This is a genomic window from Micromonospora sp. SCSIO 07396 (assembly GCF_053667945.1).
In genome coordinates, this window is the sequence record NZ_CM132210.1 from 4,748,612 (window position 1) to 4,766,513 (window position 17,902).

General features: G+C 71.7%; 14 protein-coding genes and 1 pseudogene. 4 read left to right on the forward strand and 11 right to left on the reverse strand.

Annotated features, from left to right (window positions below; translation table 11 throughout):
- Window positions 1-79: 79 nt before the first annotated feature.
- Complete coding sequence (locus ACWCHM_RS20325; RefSeq protein ID WP_454219383.1) at window positions 80-1,654, reverse strand: pectate lyase family protein; 1,575 nt, start codon at window positions 1,652-1,654, stop codon at window positions 80-82.
- Between ACWCHM_RS20325 and ACWCHM_RS20330 the strand changes: the two genes are divergently transcribed.
- Window positions 1,636-1,914, forward strand: a complete 279-nt coding sequence (locus ACWCHM_RS20330) for a hypothetical protein (RefSeq protein ID WP_454219385.1) — start codon at window positions 1,636-1,638, stop codon at window positions 1,912-1,914. The two genes, ACWCHM_RS20325 and ACWCHM_RS20330, sit on opposite strands and share 19 nt — an antisense overlap.
- Before the next feature lie 254 nt (window positions 1,915-2,168).
- Window positions 2,169-3,077: a YhjD/YihY/BrkB family envelope integrity protein gene (locus ACWCHM_RS20335; RefSeq protein ID WP_239484645.1), complete on the forward strand. Its 909-nt coding sequence runs from the start codon at window positions 2,169-2,171 to the stop codon at window positions 3,075-3,077.
- A 26-nt stretch (window positions 3,078-3,103) separates the two neighbouring features.
- Here ACWCHM_RS20335 and ACWCHM_RS20340 read toward each other — a convergent pair.
- Window positions 3,104-5,188 (reverse strand): annotated as a pseudogene (locus ACWCHM_RS20340) (MMPL family transporter); the annotation flags it as partial.
- A gap of 367 nt (window positions 5,189-5,555) precedes the next feature.
- Between ACWCHM_RS20340 and ACWCHM_RS20345 the strand changes: the two are divergent.
- Complete coding sequence (locus ACWCHM_RS20345; RefSeq protein WP_421489112.1) at window positions 5,556-7,157, forward strand: phytoene desaturase family protein; 1,602 nt, start codon at window positions 5,556-5,558, stop codon at window positions 7,155-7,157.
- Between the two features lie 42 nt (window positions 7,158-7,199).
- Here the strand turns inward: ACWCHM_RS20345 and ACWCHM_RS20350 are convergent, their stop codons facing one another.
- Both ACWCHM_RS20350 and ACWCHM_RS20355 read right to left on the reverse strand, forming a co-directional pair.
- Window positions 7,200-7,880: a TMEM175 family protein gene (locus ACWCHM_RS20350; protein WP_454223122.1), complete on the reverse strand. Its 681-nt coding sequence runs from the start codon at window positions 7,878-7,880 to the stop codon at window positions 7,200-7,202.
- A 170-nt stretch (window positions 7,881-8,050) separates the two neighbouring features.
- Window positions 8,051-9,592, reverse strand: a complete 1,542-nt coding sequence (locus ACWCHM_RS20355; RefSeq protein ID WP_454219388.1) for a Rieske 2Fe-2S domain-containing protein — start codon at window positions 9,590-9,592, stop codon at window positions 8,051-8,053.
- 261 nt (window positions 9,593-9,853) lie between these two features.
- Here ACWCHM_RS20355 and ACWCHM_RS20360 point away from each other — a divergent pair, with 261 nt between their 5' ends.
- Window positions 9,854-10,075: a DUF2631 domain-containing protein gene (locus tag ACWCHM_RS20360; protein WP_204956887.1), complete on the forward strand. Its 222-nt coding sequence runs from the start codon at window positions 9,854-9,856 to the stop codon at window positions 10,073-10,075.
- A 69-nt stretch (window positions 10,076-10,144) separates the two neighbouring features.
- Here ACWCHM_RS20360 and ACWCHM_RS20365 read toward each other — a convergent pair whose 3' ends face one another.
- From ACWCHM_RS20365 to rpsB, 7 genes are all read right to left on the reverse strand, one after another.
- The gene (locus tag ACWCHM_RS20365) at window positions 10,145-11,428 is read right to left on the reverse strand and encodes a DivIVA domain-containing protein (RefSeq protein WP_454219390.1); all 1,284 of its coding nucleotides are present in this window, start codon (window positions 11,426-11,428) and stop codon (window positions 10,145-10,147) included.
- Window positions 11,428-12,603, reverse strand: a complete 1,176-nt coding sequence (rlmN, locus tag ACWCHM_RS20370; RefSeq protein ID WP_204956885.1) for a 23S rRNA (adenine(2503)-C(2))-methyltransferase RlmN — start codon at window positions 12,601-12,603, stop codon at window positions 11,428-11,430. Before rlmN ends, ACWCHM_RS20365 begins: the two co-directional genes overlap by 1 nt.
- A 104-nt stretch (window positions 12,604-12,707) precedes the next feature.
- On the reverse strand, window positions 12,708-13,979 hold the full coding sequence (locus tag ACWCHM_RS20375) for a phosphatidate cytidylyltransferase (protein ID WP_204956884.1): 1,272 nt from the start codon (window positions 13,977-13,979) through the stop codon (window positions 12,708-12,710).
- A gap of 364 nt (window positions 13,980-14,343) precedes the next feature.
- Window positions 14,344-14,901 (reverse strand): ribosome recycling factor, encoded by a 558-nt coding sequence (gene frr, locus ACWCHM_RS20380; RefSeq protein ID WP_204956883.1) that lies wholly within the window; start codon window positions 14,899-14,901, stop codon window positions 14,344-14,346.
- Window positions 14,902-14,987: 86 nt separating this feature from the next.
- On the reverse strand, window positions 14,988-15,755 hold the full coding sequence (pyrH, locus tag ACWCHM_RS20385; RefSeq protein WP_239484643.1) for a UMP kinase: 768 nt from the start codon (window positions 15,753-15,755) through the stop codon (window positions 14,988-14,990).
- A gap of 168 nt (window positions 15,756-15,923) precedes the next feature.
- The gene (tsf, locus tag ACWCHM_RS20390; RefSeq protein ID WP_204956882.1) at window positions 15,924-16,751 is read right to left on the reverse strand and encodes a translation elongation factor Ts; all 828 of its coding nucleotides are present in this window, start codon (window positions 16,749-16,751) and stop codon (window positions 15,924-15,926) included.
- A gap of 131 nt (window positions 16,752-16,882) precedes the next feature.
- Window positions 16,883-17,740, reverse strand: coding sequence for a 30S ribosomal protein S2 (gene rpsB, locus ACWCHM_RS20395; protein WP_204956881.1), 858 nt, complete (start codon window positions 17,738-17,740; stop codon window positions 16,883-16,885).
- Window positions 17,741-17,902 lie beyond the last annotated feature (162 nt).

Consider the following 17,902-nt stretch of genomic DNA (forward strand, 5'->3'; position numbering starts at 1 on the left):
GGTGTCCTCGCCGACCGGACACCCCTACCTCGGCCCCACTGTGTCGATCATCGTCCCGGGACCGGGCCGGGGACGACGGTCAGGCGTAGGTCTCGAACTCGGCGACCTTCGGGGTGGCAGCAGAGCTGTTGATCCGGAAGGTGACCTTCTTCAGCGAGGTACGGGCGAAGGTGATCACACCGGCCCGGCTGCCGGAGGCCAGCACCGCGCCGGTGTCGCCGTTGAGCACCTGCCACGAGGTGACGCTGCCGACCGAGCCGGACGCCTCCCGAATGTTGATCGAGGAGATGCTGGTGGCGGAGCCCCACTTGATCGAGATGTCACCGGTCGACCCGGCCGGGGACCAGAAGGTGCCCATGTTGCCGTCCCGCACGTCGCCGTAGCTCGTACCGCTGGCCTTGCTGGAGCCGTCGGAGCCGGCACCGATGCTGAGGTTGGTCCCGCCGGGGGTGCTGGTGGGCGGCGGGGTGGTCGGCGCGGGCGTGGTCGGGGCCGGGGTGGTCGGCGCGGGCGTGGTCGGACCCGGGGTGGTCGGGTTCGGGGTGGTCGGCGTGCAGCTCCCGGTGGACTCCTTGAGGCCCATGTTGGCGCCGGCCGTCTGCCGGACGATGTCCGGCACGCAGCTCGCCCCGTCCAGCCGGTAGGAGTACGGAATGCTGACGCTGGTGTTGGACGGCATGCTCGGGCCGGCGGGGTTGGTCTCGCTGCCGGGCGAGGACCAGGTCACGTTGTCCAGGATGTTGCCGCTGGCCTGCCAGTAGCCGGCCTCGCTGGTGTAGAAGGTGCCCAGCACGTCCCGGGAGTTCTTGAAGTAGTTGTTCTCCACCTTGGCCCGCGCACCGGCCCGGGAGTTGATCCCCGACTCGTTCAACTGCACGTACGAGTTGTTGTAGGCGTGCGCGATCCCGCCCCGCAGCAGGGGCGTCCGGGAGTCGATGTTCTGGTAGAGGTTGTGGTGGAAGGTGACGAAGCCGTTGCCCCGGTCGCTCTCGCTGGAGCCGATCAGGCCACCCCGGCCGGAGTTGCGCAGGATGCTGTACGACAGCGTCACGTACTGGACGTCGTCCTTCATGTCGAACAGCCCGTCGTAGCCCTCCGACTCGCCACCCGACGCCTCCAGGGTGGTGTGGTCGACCCAGACGTTGCGCACGCTGCTCTCCATGCCGATGGCGTCCCCACCGTTGGAGGTCGGCGAGCCCGACTTCTTGACGTTCCGGACCGTCACGTTCTGGATGATGATGTTGCGGGAGTCGCGGATGTGGATGCCGAGCTGGTCGAAGACCGCCCCGCTGCCGACCCCGACGATGGTGACGTTGCTGATCTCCTTCAGTTCGATCTTGTCGGCGGCGGTGTTGCAGCTGCTGCCGGAGACCTTCGTGGTGTTGCCGTGGTTGATCGTGCCCTGCACCTCGATGACGATCGGGGTGCTGCTGCTGGCCCGGTTGCACAGCGCCGCGTGGATCGCGGTGCCGGTGGTGGCCCGTACGGTCTGGCCGCCCGCGCCGCCGGTGGTGCCGCCGTTCTGGGTGGCGTAGCCGCTGGCGCTGCCGGCCGCCGCCGACGCCTGGTGCACCGGCAGGGCCACGCAGATCGCGGCACCGACGGCGGCCGTGGCCAGCCCCGCCTGGACTCGTCGTGCAACTGGTCGTCTCATCCTCGCGTCACCTTTCTCATTACCTGGTGGTGGTGCCGCTGCCGGGTGGTGTGGTGCCCGGTCGGGCGGCGGTGATGACGGTGGTCCTGTCGGACCTCTGCGCGCCGGGGACGGGCCGGGCCTTCGCGGCCGTCAGGCGGAGTCGACGGCCGGCCAGGGATGTCTGCGCCGGTGGTCGGGTCGACCCGCTCGCCGTGCTGCCGCGCACGGCGAACTGGCGCCTGCGGCGGTGGTGGAACTCGCCGTGGCACCCGCACTGAGCATCTGGAAAGCGCTTTCCACAAGCGAGGATAGGGTGGCGTCTATCGATACCGCAAGATGTCGTCCGGAATGCGGCTAATGACCGCCCAACCGCCGGCCAGCCGCTAGTGATCCACTCGCTGGGGCCGATGTTGCGCCATCCCGGCGCCATGACACCGCAACATCGGCCCAGTTGAACCGATCACGGCCGGCACACGGGCGTGACGCGGGATCGTGATGCGTGGCGGCGGGTGACAGGGGGAAGAACATCGCGATGGGCGACGCATGGCAGCGTACGAAGCGGATCACCAGTGCGGCGTTCCGGCCGGTACGCGGACGGGACCTATCCCTGCACGCCGCCGCGATCACCTTCTACGGGGCGATCGCCGTGGTGCCCGTCGCCCTGCTGGCGATCTGGCTGACCTCACTGGTGGCCGGGGCGGACCGGGTACGCCGGCTCACCGCGTACGCCGTGGAGACGCTGCCGGACGCGATCGGTGCGCCCGACGCGGTGGACGCGCTGGTCAACGCCGGGGTGCAGTTGACCCCGCTGTTGGCGTTGGCCTCCCTGCTGCCCGCCTCGCTCTACGGTGAGGGGCTGCGCCGGGCGTTCGTCTCGGTGGCGACCGCGCCGAACCCGGACGAGTCGCTGGTGGGCTGGCGGGGGCGGTTGCTGCTGCTGCCGCTGCTCGCCCCCGCCCCCGCCCTGCTGCTGTCGATCCTCATCGCGCTGCCCACCACCACCCGGCTGATCCGGCAGGGTGGCTGGGTCGCCGCGCTGGGCATCGTGCTGTCGTTCCTGGCGGTGTGGCTGGTGCTCACCCCGGTGCTGATGTGGGTGTTCCGGGTGGTCGGGCCGGCCTCACCGGACTGGCTGTCGACGTTGGCGGTCGGCTCGTTCACCGCCGCCAACCTCTCCGGCTTCCTGCACGGCTTCGTGCTGTTCTGCTCGCTCCCGCTGGATCTCGGGGTGCCGTTCGGCGGGTTCGACCCGGTCGGGGCCGGCGTCGCGGTGCTGCTCTGGCTCTACCTGTTCCACGTGATCGTGCTGGCCGGCTACTCGGCCACCCTCGCGTTGTCCCGTTGGCGGGTCGGCCGCGCCGCCGCCTCCGGGTCGGCGTCCGGCTCCGAGGCGTCGGGGGTCGGCGACGCCGCCGGGGCGTCGGTCTCGCGCAGGCCGTAGCGGGCCCAGAACCGGGCCAGGGGCGTCGGGGCCCACCAGTTCCACCGGCCCAGCAGCCGCATGGTGGCCGGCACGAGCAGCGCCCGGACCAGGGTTGCGTCCACCACGATCGCCACGATCATGCCGACGCCGATCAGCTTGATGTAGGCCATCCCGCCGGTGGTGAAGCCGGCCACCACGATGATCAGCAGCAGCGCGGCGGCGGTGATGATCCGACCGGTGCGTTGCAGGCCGGCGGCGACCGAGGCGGTGTTGTCGCCGGTGCGGTCCCACTCCTCGCGGACCCGGCTGAGCAGGAACACCTCGTAGTCGGTGGCCAGCCCGAACAGCACCGCGAGCATGAGGATGAGGTTGCTCGGCTCGATGAACCCGGTGGAGGTGAAACCGAGCGGCCCGGACAGGTGGCCGTCCTGGAAGATCCAGACCACCACGCCGAACGACGCGCCGATCGACAGCAGGTTCATCAGCACCGCCTTGACCGGCAGCACCACCGAGCCGAAGGCGAGGAAGAGCAGCAGCAGGGTCGCGCCGGCCATCAGCAGCGCCATCCACGGCAGCCGGTCGCCGAGGCTGTCCAGCAGGTCGACGTCGGCGGCGGGCCGGCCGCCGACCAGCACCTGCGCCCCGGCCGGGCCGGGCAGGTCGCGCAGCGTCCGCACCAGGTCCCGGGCGGCGTCGCCGGTCGGCTCCCCCGGGTAGCTCACCGACAGCAGGGTGGACTCCCCCTTCGCCGCCGTGACCTGCACCCCGGTCACCCCGGGCAGCGCCGCGATCCGGTCGACGAACGGGCGTACCGCATCGGCCGACGCGCCGGAGACCAGCACCTCGACCGGGGCGATCGTGCCGCCGGGGAACTCGGCGGCGATCCGCTCGGAGACCACCCGGGGTGCGGCGTCGGCCGGCAGCACCCGCTCGTCGACCCCGCCGAAGGTGATCCGCGCGAACGGGGTGGCCAGCACGCCGAGCAGCACCGCGACCCCCACCAGGTACAGCACCGGCCGGCGCATCACGCTGCGCGCGATCCGGGCCCAGGCACCGCCCGCCGCACCCGCCGCCGGCCGCCCACCCCGCGACCCCCGCCGCCACGGCAGCGGTACGCGCACCGCGTCCACCCGGTGGCCGAGCACCACCAGCAGGGCCGGCAGCACGGTCAGCGCGGCCAGCATGGCGATCAGCACGGCGGCCATCCCGCCGAAGCCCATCGAGCGCAGGAACGGCTGCGGGAAGATCAACAAACTGGCCATGGCGAGCGCGACGGTGAGCCCGGAGACGAAGACGGTCCGGCCGGCGGTGAGCATGGTGCGCCGGATCGCCTCGGCGACGGGCCGACCGGCGGCCAACTCCTCCCGGAACCGGCTGACCACGAACAGTGCGTAGTCGACCGCCATCCCGAGGCCGATCAGGGTGATCACGTTGATCGCGAAGATCGACACGTCGGTGACCAGGTTGACCAGGCGGACCGCGATGAACGCGCCGAGGATGGCCAGCCCGCCCACGAGCAGCGGGGTGCCGGCGGCGACCAGCCCACCGAAGATCAACACGAGCAGCACCAGCAGCACCGGCATGGACAGCAGCTCGGCCCGGGTGATGTCCTCGGTGCTCTGGGTGGTGGCCGCCTCCTGGAACGCCACCAGCCCGCCGACGTCGGTCCGCAGCCCGGGTGCGTCCAGCGCGGGCCGCAACGCCGTGAACTGCGCCGAGCGGGCGTCCTCGTCGCCGCCGGTGAGCTTGACCAGCCCATAGGTGGCCCGGTGGTCGGTGGCGACCAGCGCGGGCGCGGGCGCGTCGTACCAGGTGGTCACCTCGGCCACCTCGGCACGCTGGCGCAGCGCGGCCACCGTGGCGGTGACCGGGTCACGGAACCGCGGGTCCTCGACGGTGACGGTGTCGCTGGACCACAGGACGATCACGTCGGCGCCCTGCCGGCCGAGTTCGACGGTCACCCGCTGCACGGTCCGGCTGGACTCGCTCGACGGATCGTCGAAGCCGCCCCCGCTCAACTCGCCGAACACCCCGGCACCCCAGGTCGCCCCGACGGCCATCAACACCCCGGCGACGGCCAGCACCACCCAACGGGCGCGCACCACCACCCGCCCCCACCAGGCGAACATCGGCCTCTCCCCTCGTCGACCCGCCGACCCGTCGTCGCCCGCCTCCGGGCCGCCGGCCGGCGTCGGCCCCGCAGCGATCGCCGTCCACTATTGCAACAACCGTTCACGTTCGACGGGCCGGGCCGGTCGCCCCCGGGTGCCGGAGCGGGCGGGGCACCGCTTCCCGTGGTGACCGGTATGCCTGTGGGTCATGTTTATGCCGCTCAGGCATACCGTGTTCCGCGCCTGATGCTGCCGACACCCGCTCGCCCCGGGTCAGCCGGACCCCGGCCCGGGTCAGCAGGCCGACCCGGATCAGCCGGGCGGCCCGCGACAGCCGGTCGAGGCGGCATACTTCACGCCCCGCGCCGCACTAGGCTGCGCAGGCATGAGCGATGCGAGTGAGCTGCCGTCCCGCGCCGACGTCGTGATCGTCGGATCGGGGCACAACGGGCTGGTCTCCGCCGTCCTGCTGGCCCGCGCCGGGCTGGACGTGCTGGTGCTGGAGGCGGCGGAGGTGATCGGCGGGGCCACCCGCACCGAGAACCCGTTCCCGAAGGTGCCCGCGCTGCGCCACTCCACCGGGTCGTACCTGCTCGGGTTGATGCCGCCGGAGCTGCTCGCCACCCTCGACGTGCGCATCCCGGTGCTGCGCCGCGACCCGCACTACTTCCTGCCCACCCCGGGTGGGCCCGGTGCGCCCTACCTGCTGTTCGGCAGCGACACCACGGCGACCCGGCGGCAGCTCACCGAGTTCTTCTCCCCCGCCGACGTGGCCGCCGACGACGCGCTCCAGGCCGAGCTGGCGCAGCTGCGCGCCGACCTGGCCCCGGCCTGGCTGGCCGAGCCGCTGCCGGTGGAGCAGACCGCCGAACGCCACGTCCGCCCCGCCCTGCGGCAGGTCTTCGTCGACCTGGTGCGTGGTTCCGTCGCCGACTACCTGGCCCGCTTCGACTTCCGCTCCGAGCTGCTGGTCAGCATGTACGCGGTCACCGACGGACTGTCCGGCCTCAACGCCGGCCCCGACGACCCCGGCACCGGCCACAACTTCCTGGTGCACAACATGTGCCGGCTGCCCGGCGCGGACGGCACCTGGATGATCGCCGAGGGCGGGATGGGCACCGTCTCGCGTACCTTCGCCGAGGCCGCCCGGTCGGCCGGGGCGACCATCCTGACCGGTGCCCGGGTCGACGCCGTCACCCTGTCCGGGGGCGCGGCGTCGGGCGTCCGGCTCGCCGACGGTCGGGAGGTCGCCGCCGAGGTGGTGCTCGGCGCGTGTGACCCGTACCGGCTGATGGAGCTGGTGCCCGACGGCGCGCTGCCGGCGGAGCTGGGCGCGCGGATGGCGGCGGTCCGCCGGCCCGGCACCACCCTCAAGCTCAACCTGGCGCTGACCGGGCTGCCCCGCTTCTCCTGCCTACCGGCCGACGCGCCCAGCCCGTTCGGGTCCACCATCCACCTGCTGCCCGGGTCGGCGTCGCTGGTCGGGGCCGGCGGCGAGTCGCCGATGGCGGCGCTGCGGGCGATGTGGGCCGACGTGCAGGCCGGGCGGCTGCCCGACGAACCGACCATCGAGTGGTACCTGCACACCACCGTCGACCCGTCGCTGTCCGACCCGGCCGGGCACCACTCGTCGGCGCTGTTCGTCCAGTCGGTGCCCTACACGCTGGCCGGCACCGACTGGGACACCGCGCTGCCCGGCTACGTCACCCGGCTGGTGGAGATCTGCGAACGGTACGCCCCGGGCACCGGTGACCTGATCGCCGACGCGGTGCCGCTGCCGCCGCCCGGCATCGAGGCGCACTTCGGCATCACCGGCGGGCACATCCACCACGTCGACAACACCGTCTCGTTCACCGACCGGATGCCGTACGCCACCGGCATCGACGGGGTGTACGCGGGCAGTGCCGGCTGCCACCCGGCGGGCAGCGTGATCGGCGCGGCCGGCCACAACGCCGCCCGACGCATCCTCGCCGACCTGGGCCGCTGACACCCGCCCGGCCGCTGACACCCGCCCGGCCCGTGCCCCCGCTCACGTGGGGGCCGGGCGGGAGGACGGCAGGTCGCCCGGACCCCGGATCAGGTAGAGCCCGGTGAGCAGGAAGTACGCCGCGAGGCTGAGCACCGGGTCGACGAAGGAGATGCCGAACGCGACCACGTAGAGCACCGGACCGAGCAGGAACCGGCGGGCCACGGCGCGGGCCAGCCGGGGGTCCAGCCCCGGGTCGAGCAGCCGGCGGCGGCGGGCCCACCACCAGCTCAGGTTGAAGAACAGCGCCTCACCGAGCACCGTGCCCACGTAGAGCGCGGCGGTCAGCCGCTGGTCGGCGACGGTGCCCCGCAGGTTGTCGGCGAGCAGGCTGGCCGCGAACGGGATCGCCGCCACGAACAGCAGCAACAGCAGGTTGAGCACGAGCAGCAACTGGTCGACCTTGACCACGTACCGCCACATGTTGTGGTGGGTCAGCCAGACCTGCCCGACGATCACGAACGTGATCACGTACGCCAGGTAGGCGGGCCACTCGTGGAACAGCGCCCCGGGCAGATCCTGCCCCTCGGGCCGCTGCGGGCTGAGTTGGAGCAGCTCCACCGCCATCAGGGTGAGCACGATCGCGATCACCGCGTCGCTGAACGCCTCCACCCGCGACGCATCCCGCTCCTTCTCCCGCCGCTGCCCAAACTCATACCCCTCCCCCTCCCCCTCACCCCCCACCCTCCCCACCCCCTCACCCTCCCCCCTCCATTGCCTGTGTCGATCATGGAGTTGTGGTGCCCGGGATGTGCCGGTTCAGGGCCTTTGTGGCCCAGCACAACTCCATGATCGCCGGAAACGGGGGTGGGACGGGGTGGGGGACGGGAGGGGAGGGAGGGGGAGGGAGGGGGTTAGGGGCGGGTGGCGCGGATCTTGTGGCCGACGCTGGTCAGGCAGCGGCCGGAGGGGAGGTCGAACTTCCAGCCGTGCAGCTGGCAGGTGAGCTGGTCGCCCTCGACGATGCCGAACCGGGTCAGGTCCGCCTTCAGGTGCGGGCAGCGGCGCTGCACCACCCAGTCGCCCAGGGTGACGTCCTCGGCGTCGACGGCCCGCTCGTGCTCGTCGTACCAGCCCTCGGCGTACTGGAGGCGCTCGGTGGACAGGCACTTGAAGAAGGCGTAGACGAACTCGTTGTACTGCCCGATCCGGGCCGCCGAGAACCGGCAGGACAGGAAGAGCGAGTTGACCCAGTCAACCTCGTCGATGTACAGCAGGTGCTCGATCAGCGCCCGCTCGGTGCGGAACCGGTACCGGACCTTCTCGTCGGCGTACGGCCGGACCTGCTTGCCCGGGAAGTCCACGACGATCGACTCGATCTCGGAACCGTCGTAGCCGACCAGGTCGAAGCGGACCGGGCCGCCGACCCCCTTGGCCAGGTAGATCGACTCGTCGAGCAGCGGCTCGATCCGGCGCTTCATCCCGGCCAGGACATCGATCTCGGGGTGCCGCCAGGACGCCTTCTCCGCCTCGATGACGCCGCGCTTACGCTCCCGCATCTCCTCCAGGTGGGCCTTCTTGTTGGCGAAGAACTCCTCGACCGGCTGCGGGTGGGTGGTGGTCGCGCCGGAGGTGGTCACCTCGGCGACGCTGCCCGGCAGCAGCACGATGCCGTTGGTGCCGCCGACCTTCGCGTACTCGGACAGGAACACCGACTGGTCCGGGAAGATGTTGCCCTCGTCGCCGTGGATGTCGTTGAACTGCCACAGCGCGTCGTCGAGGAAGCACGGCGGGCCGGCGATCGGGAAGACGTGATCGGCCTTCAGGTCGTCGATGTAGCGCCAGGTGCGGTCGAACTGCCGTTCCCGCTTCTGCTTGCCGAACGCGGTCTTGGCCGCCTGCGGCAGCTCGTAGACCATCGGGTACCAGATGGCGCCCGAGAACTGGAGCAGGTGCGCGTGCACGTGGCCCAGCTCGGCGAAGACGGTCAGGTCGGTCGGTCGGGCGTCGTTCTGGTTGAGCAGCCGGACCCCGTCGTACTCCACCCAGAGCGACGAGTCGCCGATCGGGCCGTCGGTCGGGCTGGTCAACGCCTGAATCATGATCTTCAGGCCGCCGTCCAGCTCCACCACCTGCTCGTTGGGGGCCCGCAGGAACTTCGTGAAGCCCAGCGCCCGCAGCTCGTCCTCCATCTCGGAGGTGGGGAACTCGGGCAGCAGGACGGTGGCGTCTTTACTCACGAACTCGCGCAGGTGCTTGGCGTCGAAGTGGTCCCGGTGCAGGTGCGACACGTACAGGTAGTCGACCCGGCCCAGGGACTCCCAGTCGAGCAGGGAGTTGTCGGGGAACGGGAACCACGAGGCGAAGTAGGCCGGATTGACCCACGGGTCGCACAGGATGCTGCCCGCAGCCGTGTCGATCCGCATGCTGGCGTGTCCCGTACCGGTCACTCGCACCGCAGTCCCCCTCAAACAGACAATCAAGGTGTACGTCAGAACGCTACCGGAGGCAGTGTGGTCGACGACCCGCGACGCCGGTAGAGCCGACCCGCCCCACCGGGAAGGGGTCCATCGGCCCGGGTGCCGCCCCGGCCAGCCGCCCACCCGGTCGCGTGGTCCTGCGCCGCAGCGCGCCCCCAGCAGGGCGGACCCCGCACCGGGCCCGGGGCGGGGCGTGCCAGACTAACCGGAGATCCGATCGCGAGGGAAGGACCGACAGTGGCAGGAAGCGAGCCGGTAACCGCGCCAGATCAGCACAGGCCCGGGCACCGCAAGGCCGGGCGGATCGGCGCGGTGCTCTCCGCGTTGGCGCTGCTGGCGATGCTGTGCGGCAACCACGAGGGCAAGGTCGAGGAGATCTGGCTGGTCGGCCTGGCCGTGCTGTTGCTGGCGATCGTCGTCGGTGACGCCGTGCTGCGTCGCAGCGGGCTGCGCTCCTGACGCACCGCCCCCGCAACGCCACGAGGGCCCATCCCCGGCCGGGGATGGGCCCTCGTCACGTGTGGTGGATCACCTGCCGAAGAGGATGTCCTGCACGTCCTTGAGCGCGGCGTCGACCTCGGCCTCGAAGTAGCCGCCCGGCACCAGCGGAAAGCGCAACGTGTCCAGGTCCTTCGGGTTCACCGGCATCTGGTTGCGGCCCTGCATGCCCCCGAGCAGGCTCTCGAAGAACCGGTCCACCTGGTCCGGGTCGTACCCGCTGCCGAACCGGCGCACCTGGAAGCTGCGTCGGATCTGGTCGACCCGGTACAGCTCGCTGCCCGGCGGGCCGGCCATCGGCGGGCCCACCATCGGCGGGCCACCGACCGGCGGACCCATCGGCGCGGGCGGGCCACCCAGCGGCGGACCACCCAGCGGCTGTGGCGGCATCGGCGGCGGGCCCACCGGACCCCGGCCACGCATGTCCCGTGGGTCGCGCTCAAGCATCCGGTCCCGCTCGGGCATCCGATCGTGCTCAGGCATCCGGTCCAGCATGCGGTCGTGCTCGGCCATCCGGTCCGGCATGCGGTCCGGCATGCGGTCCGGCATGCGGTCCCGCTCGGGCATCCGGTCCCGGTCCAGCATGCGGTCCCGCTCGGGCAACCGGTCCCGCTCGGGCATCCGGTCCCGGTCCGACATCCGGATCTCGGCGGTCATGTCGGCGCGGCCGTGCCGACCGGCCTCGAACCCGTCGAACCGCTGCTCGTCGGGGGGCCCGTAGCCACTGCCCGGACCGGCCGGCAGGCCACGCGGCGGCGGACCGCCGTGCCCCATCGGCCCACCCGGACCGGGGCCCATCGGCCCACCCGGACCGTGCGGCCCACCCGGACCCGGCCCCAACTGGCCGCGCGGGGCGTCGTAGCCGCCACGAGGGGCGTCGTAGCCACCGGCGAAGGCACCCGTCGGCTCGTCGTAGCGGCTGCCGTAACGGTCGGGCGGGCCGGGCTGCGCCGGCATGGCACGCGGCGGCATCGGCGCTGGGGCCGGCGGGAGGCCCCGGTGGTCGTCACGCATCGGCGGGGCGAGTCGGTCCGCGCCGCGCGGGTCGGCACCGCGGCCGCTCGGGGTGGACCGCTCCTCCAGCTCGGCCAACTGCCGCTCCACCCGGTCCAGGTGCAGGTCGACCTGCCACTCGTCGTAGCCGTTGAAGCGGACCCGGAAGACGACGTCGTGCACCTCCTGGGAGGCCACCGGAGCACCGACCGGCTGACCGGCGAGGGTCGCCTCAACCCGATCCAGGAAGGCGTCGACCTCGTCGACCTTGTAGCCCCGGCGGAGCGCCTTACGCCGGAAACGCTGACCCTGACTCGCCACTATGTCTCCTGGTCTCGTACCGCTACGCCCGGTCGCGCCCCACGCGCCGCCTCGCTGTCACTGTCCCCCGCCGCAGCCAACTGCCCGCACGCACCGTCGATCTCACGCCCCCGGGTGTCACGCACCGTGGTGGACACGCCGGACTCGCGTAACCTTCTGACGAACTCCCGTTCCACCGGCTTGGAGCTGGCGTCCCACCGGCTGCCCGGCGTCGGATTGAGCGGGATGAGGTTGACGTGCGCCGACCGACCGGCCAACAGGCGTCCGAGCAGGTCGGCCCGCCACGGTTGATCGTTCACGTCCTTGATCATCGCGTACTCGATCGACACCCGGCGCCCCGTCGTCGCCGCGTAGTCCCACGCTGCGTCCAGCACCTCGGCTACCTTCCAGCGCTGGTTGACCGGCACGAGTTCGTCGCGCAGCTCATCATCGGGCGCGTGCAGCGACAACGCAAGGGTCACCGAGAGGTCTTCGCTGGCCAGTCGGCGGATGGCAGGCACCAGGCCGACCGTGGAGACGGTGATGTGACGCTGCGACAGACCCAACCCCTCGGGGGCCGGCGCGACCAGCCGCCGGATCGCCGTGACGACCCGGGAGTAGTTGGCCAACGGCTCACCCATGCCCATGAACACGACGTGGGAAAGCCGGGGCGGCGACCCGGCCACCGCGCCCGAGGCGGCGACCCCGGCCAGGTAGACCGCCTGGTCGACGATCTCGGCGGCGGACAGGTTACGGGTCAGCCCGGCCTGGCCGGTGGCGCAGAACGGGCAGGCCATCCCGCACCCCGCCTGGCTGGAGATGCAGACGGTCACCCGGTCCGGGTAGCCCATCAGCACGCTCTCCACCAGCGAACCGTCGTGCAGCCGCCACAGCGCCTTGCGGGTGGCGCCGTCGTCGCAGGCCAACTCGCGGACCGGGGTGAGCAGCCGGGGCAGCAGCGCCCCGGCCAGCCGGTCCCGGCTGGCCGCCGGCAGATCGGTCATCTCGGCCGGGTCGCGGACTAGCCGACCGAAGTAGTGGTGGGAGATCTGCCGGGCCCGGAAGGCCGGCTCACCCAGCTCGGTGACGAGCGCCCTGCGGCCCGGCAGATCGAGATCGGCGAGGTGCCGGGGCGGCATCGCCGGGCGGCGGCCGGGGGCGTCGGGGTCAACGGGGATCACAGGCAGGCTCGTCATGGCTGGTCCAGTCTGTCACGCCGTGTGCCGCAGCCGCCCGGCCGGAGGTGCCGAATCGACAGCCACCGCCGGGACCGCCCGGGTGGTACGGCGTGATTCATCCCTCAGCCCACCACCGGAACGAGGACCGCCAGCAGCAGATAGGCGGTGGGTACGGCGAACAGAATCGAGTCCAGCCGGTCCATCAGCCCCCCGTGCCCCGGCAACAGGCTGCTCATGTCCTTCACGCCCAGATCCCGCTTGATCATGGACTCGGCGAGGTCGCCCAGCACCGCCGCCACCGAGACCGCCATGCCGAACAGCGCGCCCCACCAGGGAGCCACGTCGAAGAGCAGCCAGAGCAGCAGGGCACTGCCGACAGCCGCCGCGACGAGCGAACCGGCGAACCCCTCCCAGGACTTCTTCGGGCTGATCCGCGGCGCCATCGGATGCTTGCCGAAGTTCGCCCCGGCGGCGTACCCGCCGGTGTCGGAGAGCACCACGCCGACCACCGTGACCAGCACCCGCAGGTGTCCGTCGCCGGGGGCAGCCGCGAGCAGCGCCGCGAAACCGCCCAGGAACGGCACGTAGACAGCGATCAGGGTGGCCGCGGTGATGTCCCGTTGGAAACCGGCCGGGCCGTCCCCCAACCGCCAGATCATCGTGCCCAGCACGGTGACCAGCAGGCCCAGGCTGAGCGCGTCCGGGCCGGCGAACCAGGCCAGCCCGATGGTGAGCACGCCACCGGCGAGCAGCGGCACCAGCGGCGGATGGGCGCCGCTGCGCCGCACCGCGCGGGCCATCTCCCAGATGCCGACCCCGATCGCGGCGGCCAGCACGGCCAGGAAACCGGGGAGGAAGAAGAACAGCGGCACCAGGACCAGCGCACCGAGCCCGAGACCGACCCCGATCGCGGCCGGCAGGTTGCGCCCGGCCCGGCCGGTCGACGGCTGCGGGGTGGCCGGCCGGTCGGCGCTGGCCCGCCGCCGCCCCGGGGACCGCCGGCCGGGCGGCGGCTCCGGCGGGTCGGCGTCGTCCCCCGGCCGGGCGGCGTCGTCGCGGACCGGGACGAACGGCGAGGTGGGCGCGGCGTCGTCGCGGACCGGCGTCAGGTGGGCGGTCGGGGCCTCGTCGGCGCGGACCGGGGGCAGCTGCGAGGTCGGGGTGTCGTCGGCGAACGGCCGGCCGGCCGCCGGATCGTACGGACCGTCAGGCGACTCGTCGTGCCGACGCACGGGGGGCCGGGGCGGGGCCTGCGGCACCGCGGACAGCTCGGTGCCTGACTGCCGGGGGGACCACGGTTCGACCTCCCGGTCCGGCCAGGGCAGCGCCGGGGGACTGTCGGACCGCTCCCAACCACGGGGCTCGGTGCCGCTGTAGGGGTCGAGGGGGGACATCACGTGCCGGACGACGGTACGAGTGCCACCACATGACGCAAGACCACAACCATCCCCTACCCGCGTGACAACGTCGGTTGACCGGCCCGACGGCCGGTCGATCCCCGCCGTTCACCGCCCGGTGGCCGGGAATCGTGCCGAGCCTACTGCACGGGCCGGCCGGGCACGGTGGACGCCGGGCCCGGCGGCCAGCGGTGGCGTCCGTGCCGCCCGACCGACGGCCCCGTGCCGTCGGCCTGTCGCCGCACGGAACCGGTGGGCCCCCCGCGTGGTGCCCCCGCCGGCCGGTGCCCCTCGACGACGACGGCACCGGAGCGACGCCGCCGTGAGGCGGTGCCGCGCCGGTGCCGTGGCAGCCGGGAGGTCAGACTTCGAGCAGCTCCGACTCCTTGTGCTTGACCAACTCGTCGACGGTGGCGACGTACCGCTGGGTCAGGTCGTCGAGTTCCTTCTCGGCGCGGCGGCCGTCGTCCTCGCCGACCTCGCCGTCCTTGACCAGCCGGTCCAGCTCTTCCTTGCCCTTGCGGCGGATGTTGCGGACCGCCACCTTGGCTTCCTCACCCTTGTGCCGGGCCACCTTGATCATTTCGCGGCGGCGTTCCTCGGTCATCTGCGGGAGCAGGATGCGCAGCTGGTTGCCCTCGTTGTTCGGGTTCAACCCGAGATCCGAGTCGCGGATCGCCTTCTCCATGGCGTTGATCTGCGAGTTGTCGTACGGCTTGATGATGACCATGCGCGGCTCCGGCACCCCGATGGACGCCATCTGGGGCAGCGGGGTGGGCGTGCCGTAGTAGTCGATGACGACCTTGGAGAACATGGCGGCGTTGGCGCGACCGGTACGGATGGCGCCGAACTCCTCCTTGGCGTGCTCGACCGCACGCTCCATCTTTTCCTCGGCCTCGAGGAGGGTGTCGTCGATCACCGGTCTCCTCGCCTCCTTCTGTTGCTCGTCGTGGGCTGATCTGCTGATCTGGTGCGGAGGACCGCTGCGGTGGCCGGCGGGATCGGTCAGGCGGTGATCAGCGTACCGATCTTGTCGCCGCCGACCGCCCGGATGATCGTGTCCTCGCCCTGGGCGCCGAAGACCAGCATCGGCAGCCCGTTCTCCATGCAGAGGCTGAACGCCGCCGCGTCGGCCACCCGCAGGTTTCGCTGCAACACCTCGGAGAAGGTGATCGAGTCGAACTTGCTGGCGGCCGGGTCGATCCGGGGGTCGGCGCTGTAGACGCCGTCCACGCCGTTCTTGCTCATCAGCACCACGTCGGCGCGGATCTCCAGTGCCCGCTGGGCGGCCACCGTGTCGGTGGAGAAGTACGGCATCCCGGCACCGGCCCCGAAGATGACCACCCGACCCTTCTCCAGGTGCCGGATCGCCCGCAGCGGAATGTACGGCTCGGCGACCTGGGCCATCGTGATCGCGCTCTGCACGCGCGTCTCGATGCCCTCTTTCTCCAGGAAATCCTGCAACGCCAGGCAGTTCATCACGGTGCCGAGCATGCCCATGTAGTCGGCGCGGGCCCGGTCCATGCCGCGCTTCTGCAACTCCGCGCCGCGGAAAAAGTTGCCGCCACCGACCACCACGGAGACCTGCACACCACGGCGGACCACGGTGGCGATCTGCCGGGCGATGGCCTGCACGACGTCGGGGTCGACGCCGATCGCCCCACCGCCGAAGACCTCACCGGAGAGCTTCAGCACCACCCGACGGGCACGGCCGGGCGGCGGCGCCGTCGGGTCGTCCGCCTCCAGGCTCCGGTCGTTCACAACCTGCGTCATCCGCCCCGCCCCTCCCGCGCGCGCGTCGACCGCGCCGCGTCACCGCGTACCTGCCCGATGCCGACCCTATGTGACGAGGAGGCCGCGGTGCCTGTCGCGTACACCAGCGGCCTCCTCGTCGACGTTGCGTGCCCGTCCCGGCGCGCAACGCGCCCGGACGGTGGCGGCTCAGGCCTGGCCGACCTCGAACCGGACGAAGCGGGTCACCTCGATGCCGGCCTCGGTCAGCACCTGCTTGACGGTCTTCTTGTTGTCGGAGACCGACGCCTGCTCGATCAGGACGTAGTCCTTGAAGAAGGCGTTCACCCGGCCCTCGACGATCTTCGGCAGGGCCGCCTCGGGCTTGTTCTCCTCGCGGGCGGTCTGCTCGGCGATGCGCCGCTCGGACTCGACGACCTCGGCCGGCACCTCGTCGCGGGTGACGTACTTCGGGCGCATCGCGGCGATCTGCATCGCGGTGCCCCGGGCGTCGGCGTCGGCGGCCTCGTCGGACTTGCCGGTGTACTCCACCAGCACGCCGACGGCCGGCGGCAGGTCCTGGCTCTTGCGGTGCAGGTAGACCGCGACGGTGCCGTCGAGCTTGGCGAAGCGGTTCAGCACCAGCTTCTCGCCGATCTTGGCGGACTGCTCCTGGATCAGGTCGGCGACGGTCTTGCCGTCCAGCTCGGTGGCGAGCAGTTCCTCGGCGGTGCCGACGCCGCTGCGCTCCCCGTGCTCGACCAACTGCTGGGCCAGCGCGACGAACGCGTCGGTCTTGGCCACGAAGTCGGTCTCGCAGTTGAGCTCCAGCAGCGCCTTGCCGGAGTGCGCGACGAGGCCGTTGGCGGCGGTCCGGCCGGCCCGCTTGCCGACGTCCTTGGCGCCCTTGACGCGCAGGATCTCGACGGCCTTGTCGAAGTCGCCCTCAGCCTCGGTGAGCGCCTTCTTGCAGTCCATCATGCCGGCGCCGGTGAGGTCGCGGAGCTTCTTGACGTCCGCGGCGGTGAAGTTGGACATGACTCTCTCTTCGGTGTTGAGACTGCGGTGGGTGGTCTGAGGTGGCGGGCAACCCGGCCCCGGGGCCGGAGCTGCCGGCAGTGACCGCCGCATCCCGCCGCCCGAACCGGCGGCGGGATGCGGCGGCGCGGTCACTCGGCGGCGGCGGTGGCCGGCTGCTCGGTGGTGACGGCGGGCTGCTCGGCGGCAGCCGGCTCCTCGGCCTTCTTCGGCTCGAGCAGCTCGCGCTCCCACTCGGTCAGCGGCTCGTCGCTGCCGACCTGGCCCTCCGGCTTCTCGTCGCCACCACGACGCCGGCCGGAACGGGCGATCAGACCGTCGGCGACGGCGGCGGCCACGACCTTGGTCAGCAGCTCGGCGGAGCGGATCGCGTCGTCGTTGCCCGGGATCGGGAAGTCGACCTCGTCCGGGTCGCAGTTGGTGTCCAGCACCGCGATCACCGGGATGCCCAGCTTGCGGGCCTCGTCGACGGCGATGTGCTCCTTCTTGGTGTCGACGATCCAGACCGCGGCCGGGAGCTTCTGCATGTCCCGCAGACCACCGAGGGTCTTGGTGAGCTTGGTCTTCTCGCGGAACAGCTGAAGGGTCTCCTTCTTGGTGTAGCCGGCGGCGGTGCCGGTCAGGTCACCCAGCGCCTCCAGCTCCTTCATCCGCTGCAGCCGCTTGTACACCGTCTGGAAGTTGGTCAGCATGCCACCGAGCCAGCGGTGGTTGACGTACGGCTGACCGACCCGGGTCGCCTGCTCGGAGATGGCCTCCTGAGCCTGCTTCTTGGTGCCGACGAACAGGATGCTGCCGCCCTCGGCCACCGTGTTGCGCACGAAGTCGTACGCCTTCTCGATGTAGTCGAGGGTCTGGCGCAGGTCGATGATGTAGATGCCGTTGCGCTCGGTCATGATGAAGCGCTTCATCTTCGGGTTCCAGCGCCGGGTCTGGTGCCCGAAGTGGACACCGCTCTCCAGCAGCTGACGCATGGTCACGACGGCCATGGTGGGGTACTCCTCAAGATCCCTGGTTGTTCCGCCCGACCGGTGGCCGGGCGTCCTGGTGCCTGGTCGCCGGCCATGGTGGGCCCGACGGGATCGGGACCAGGGAGGCCGTCGCCCCACGACGAGACGTGGGGAGGGCACGCGAGGTCGACCGCGCAAGGC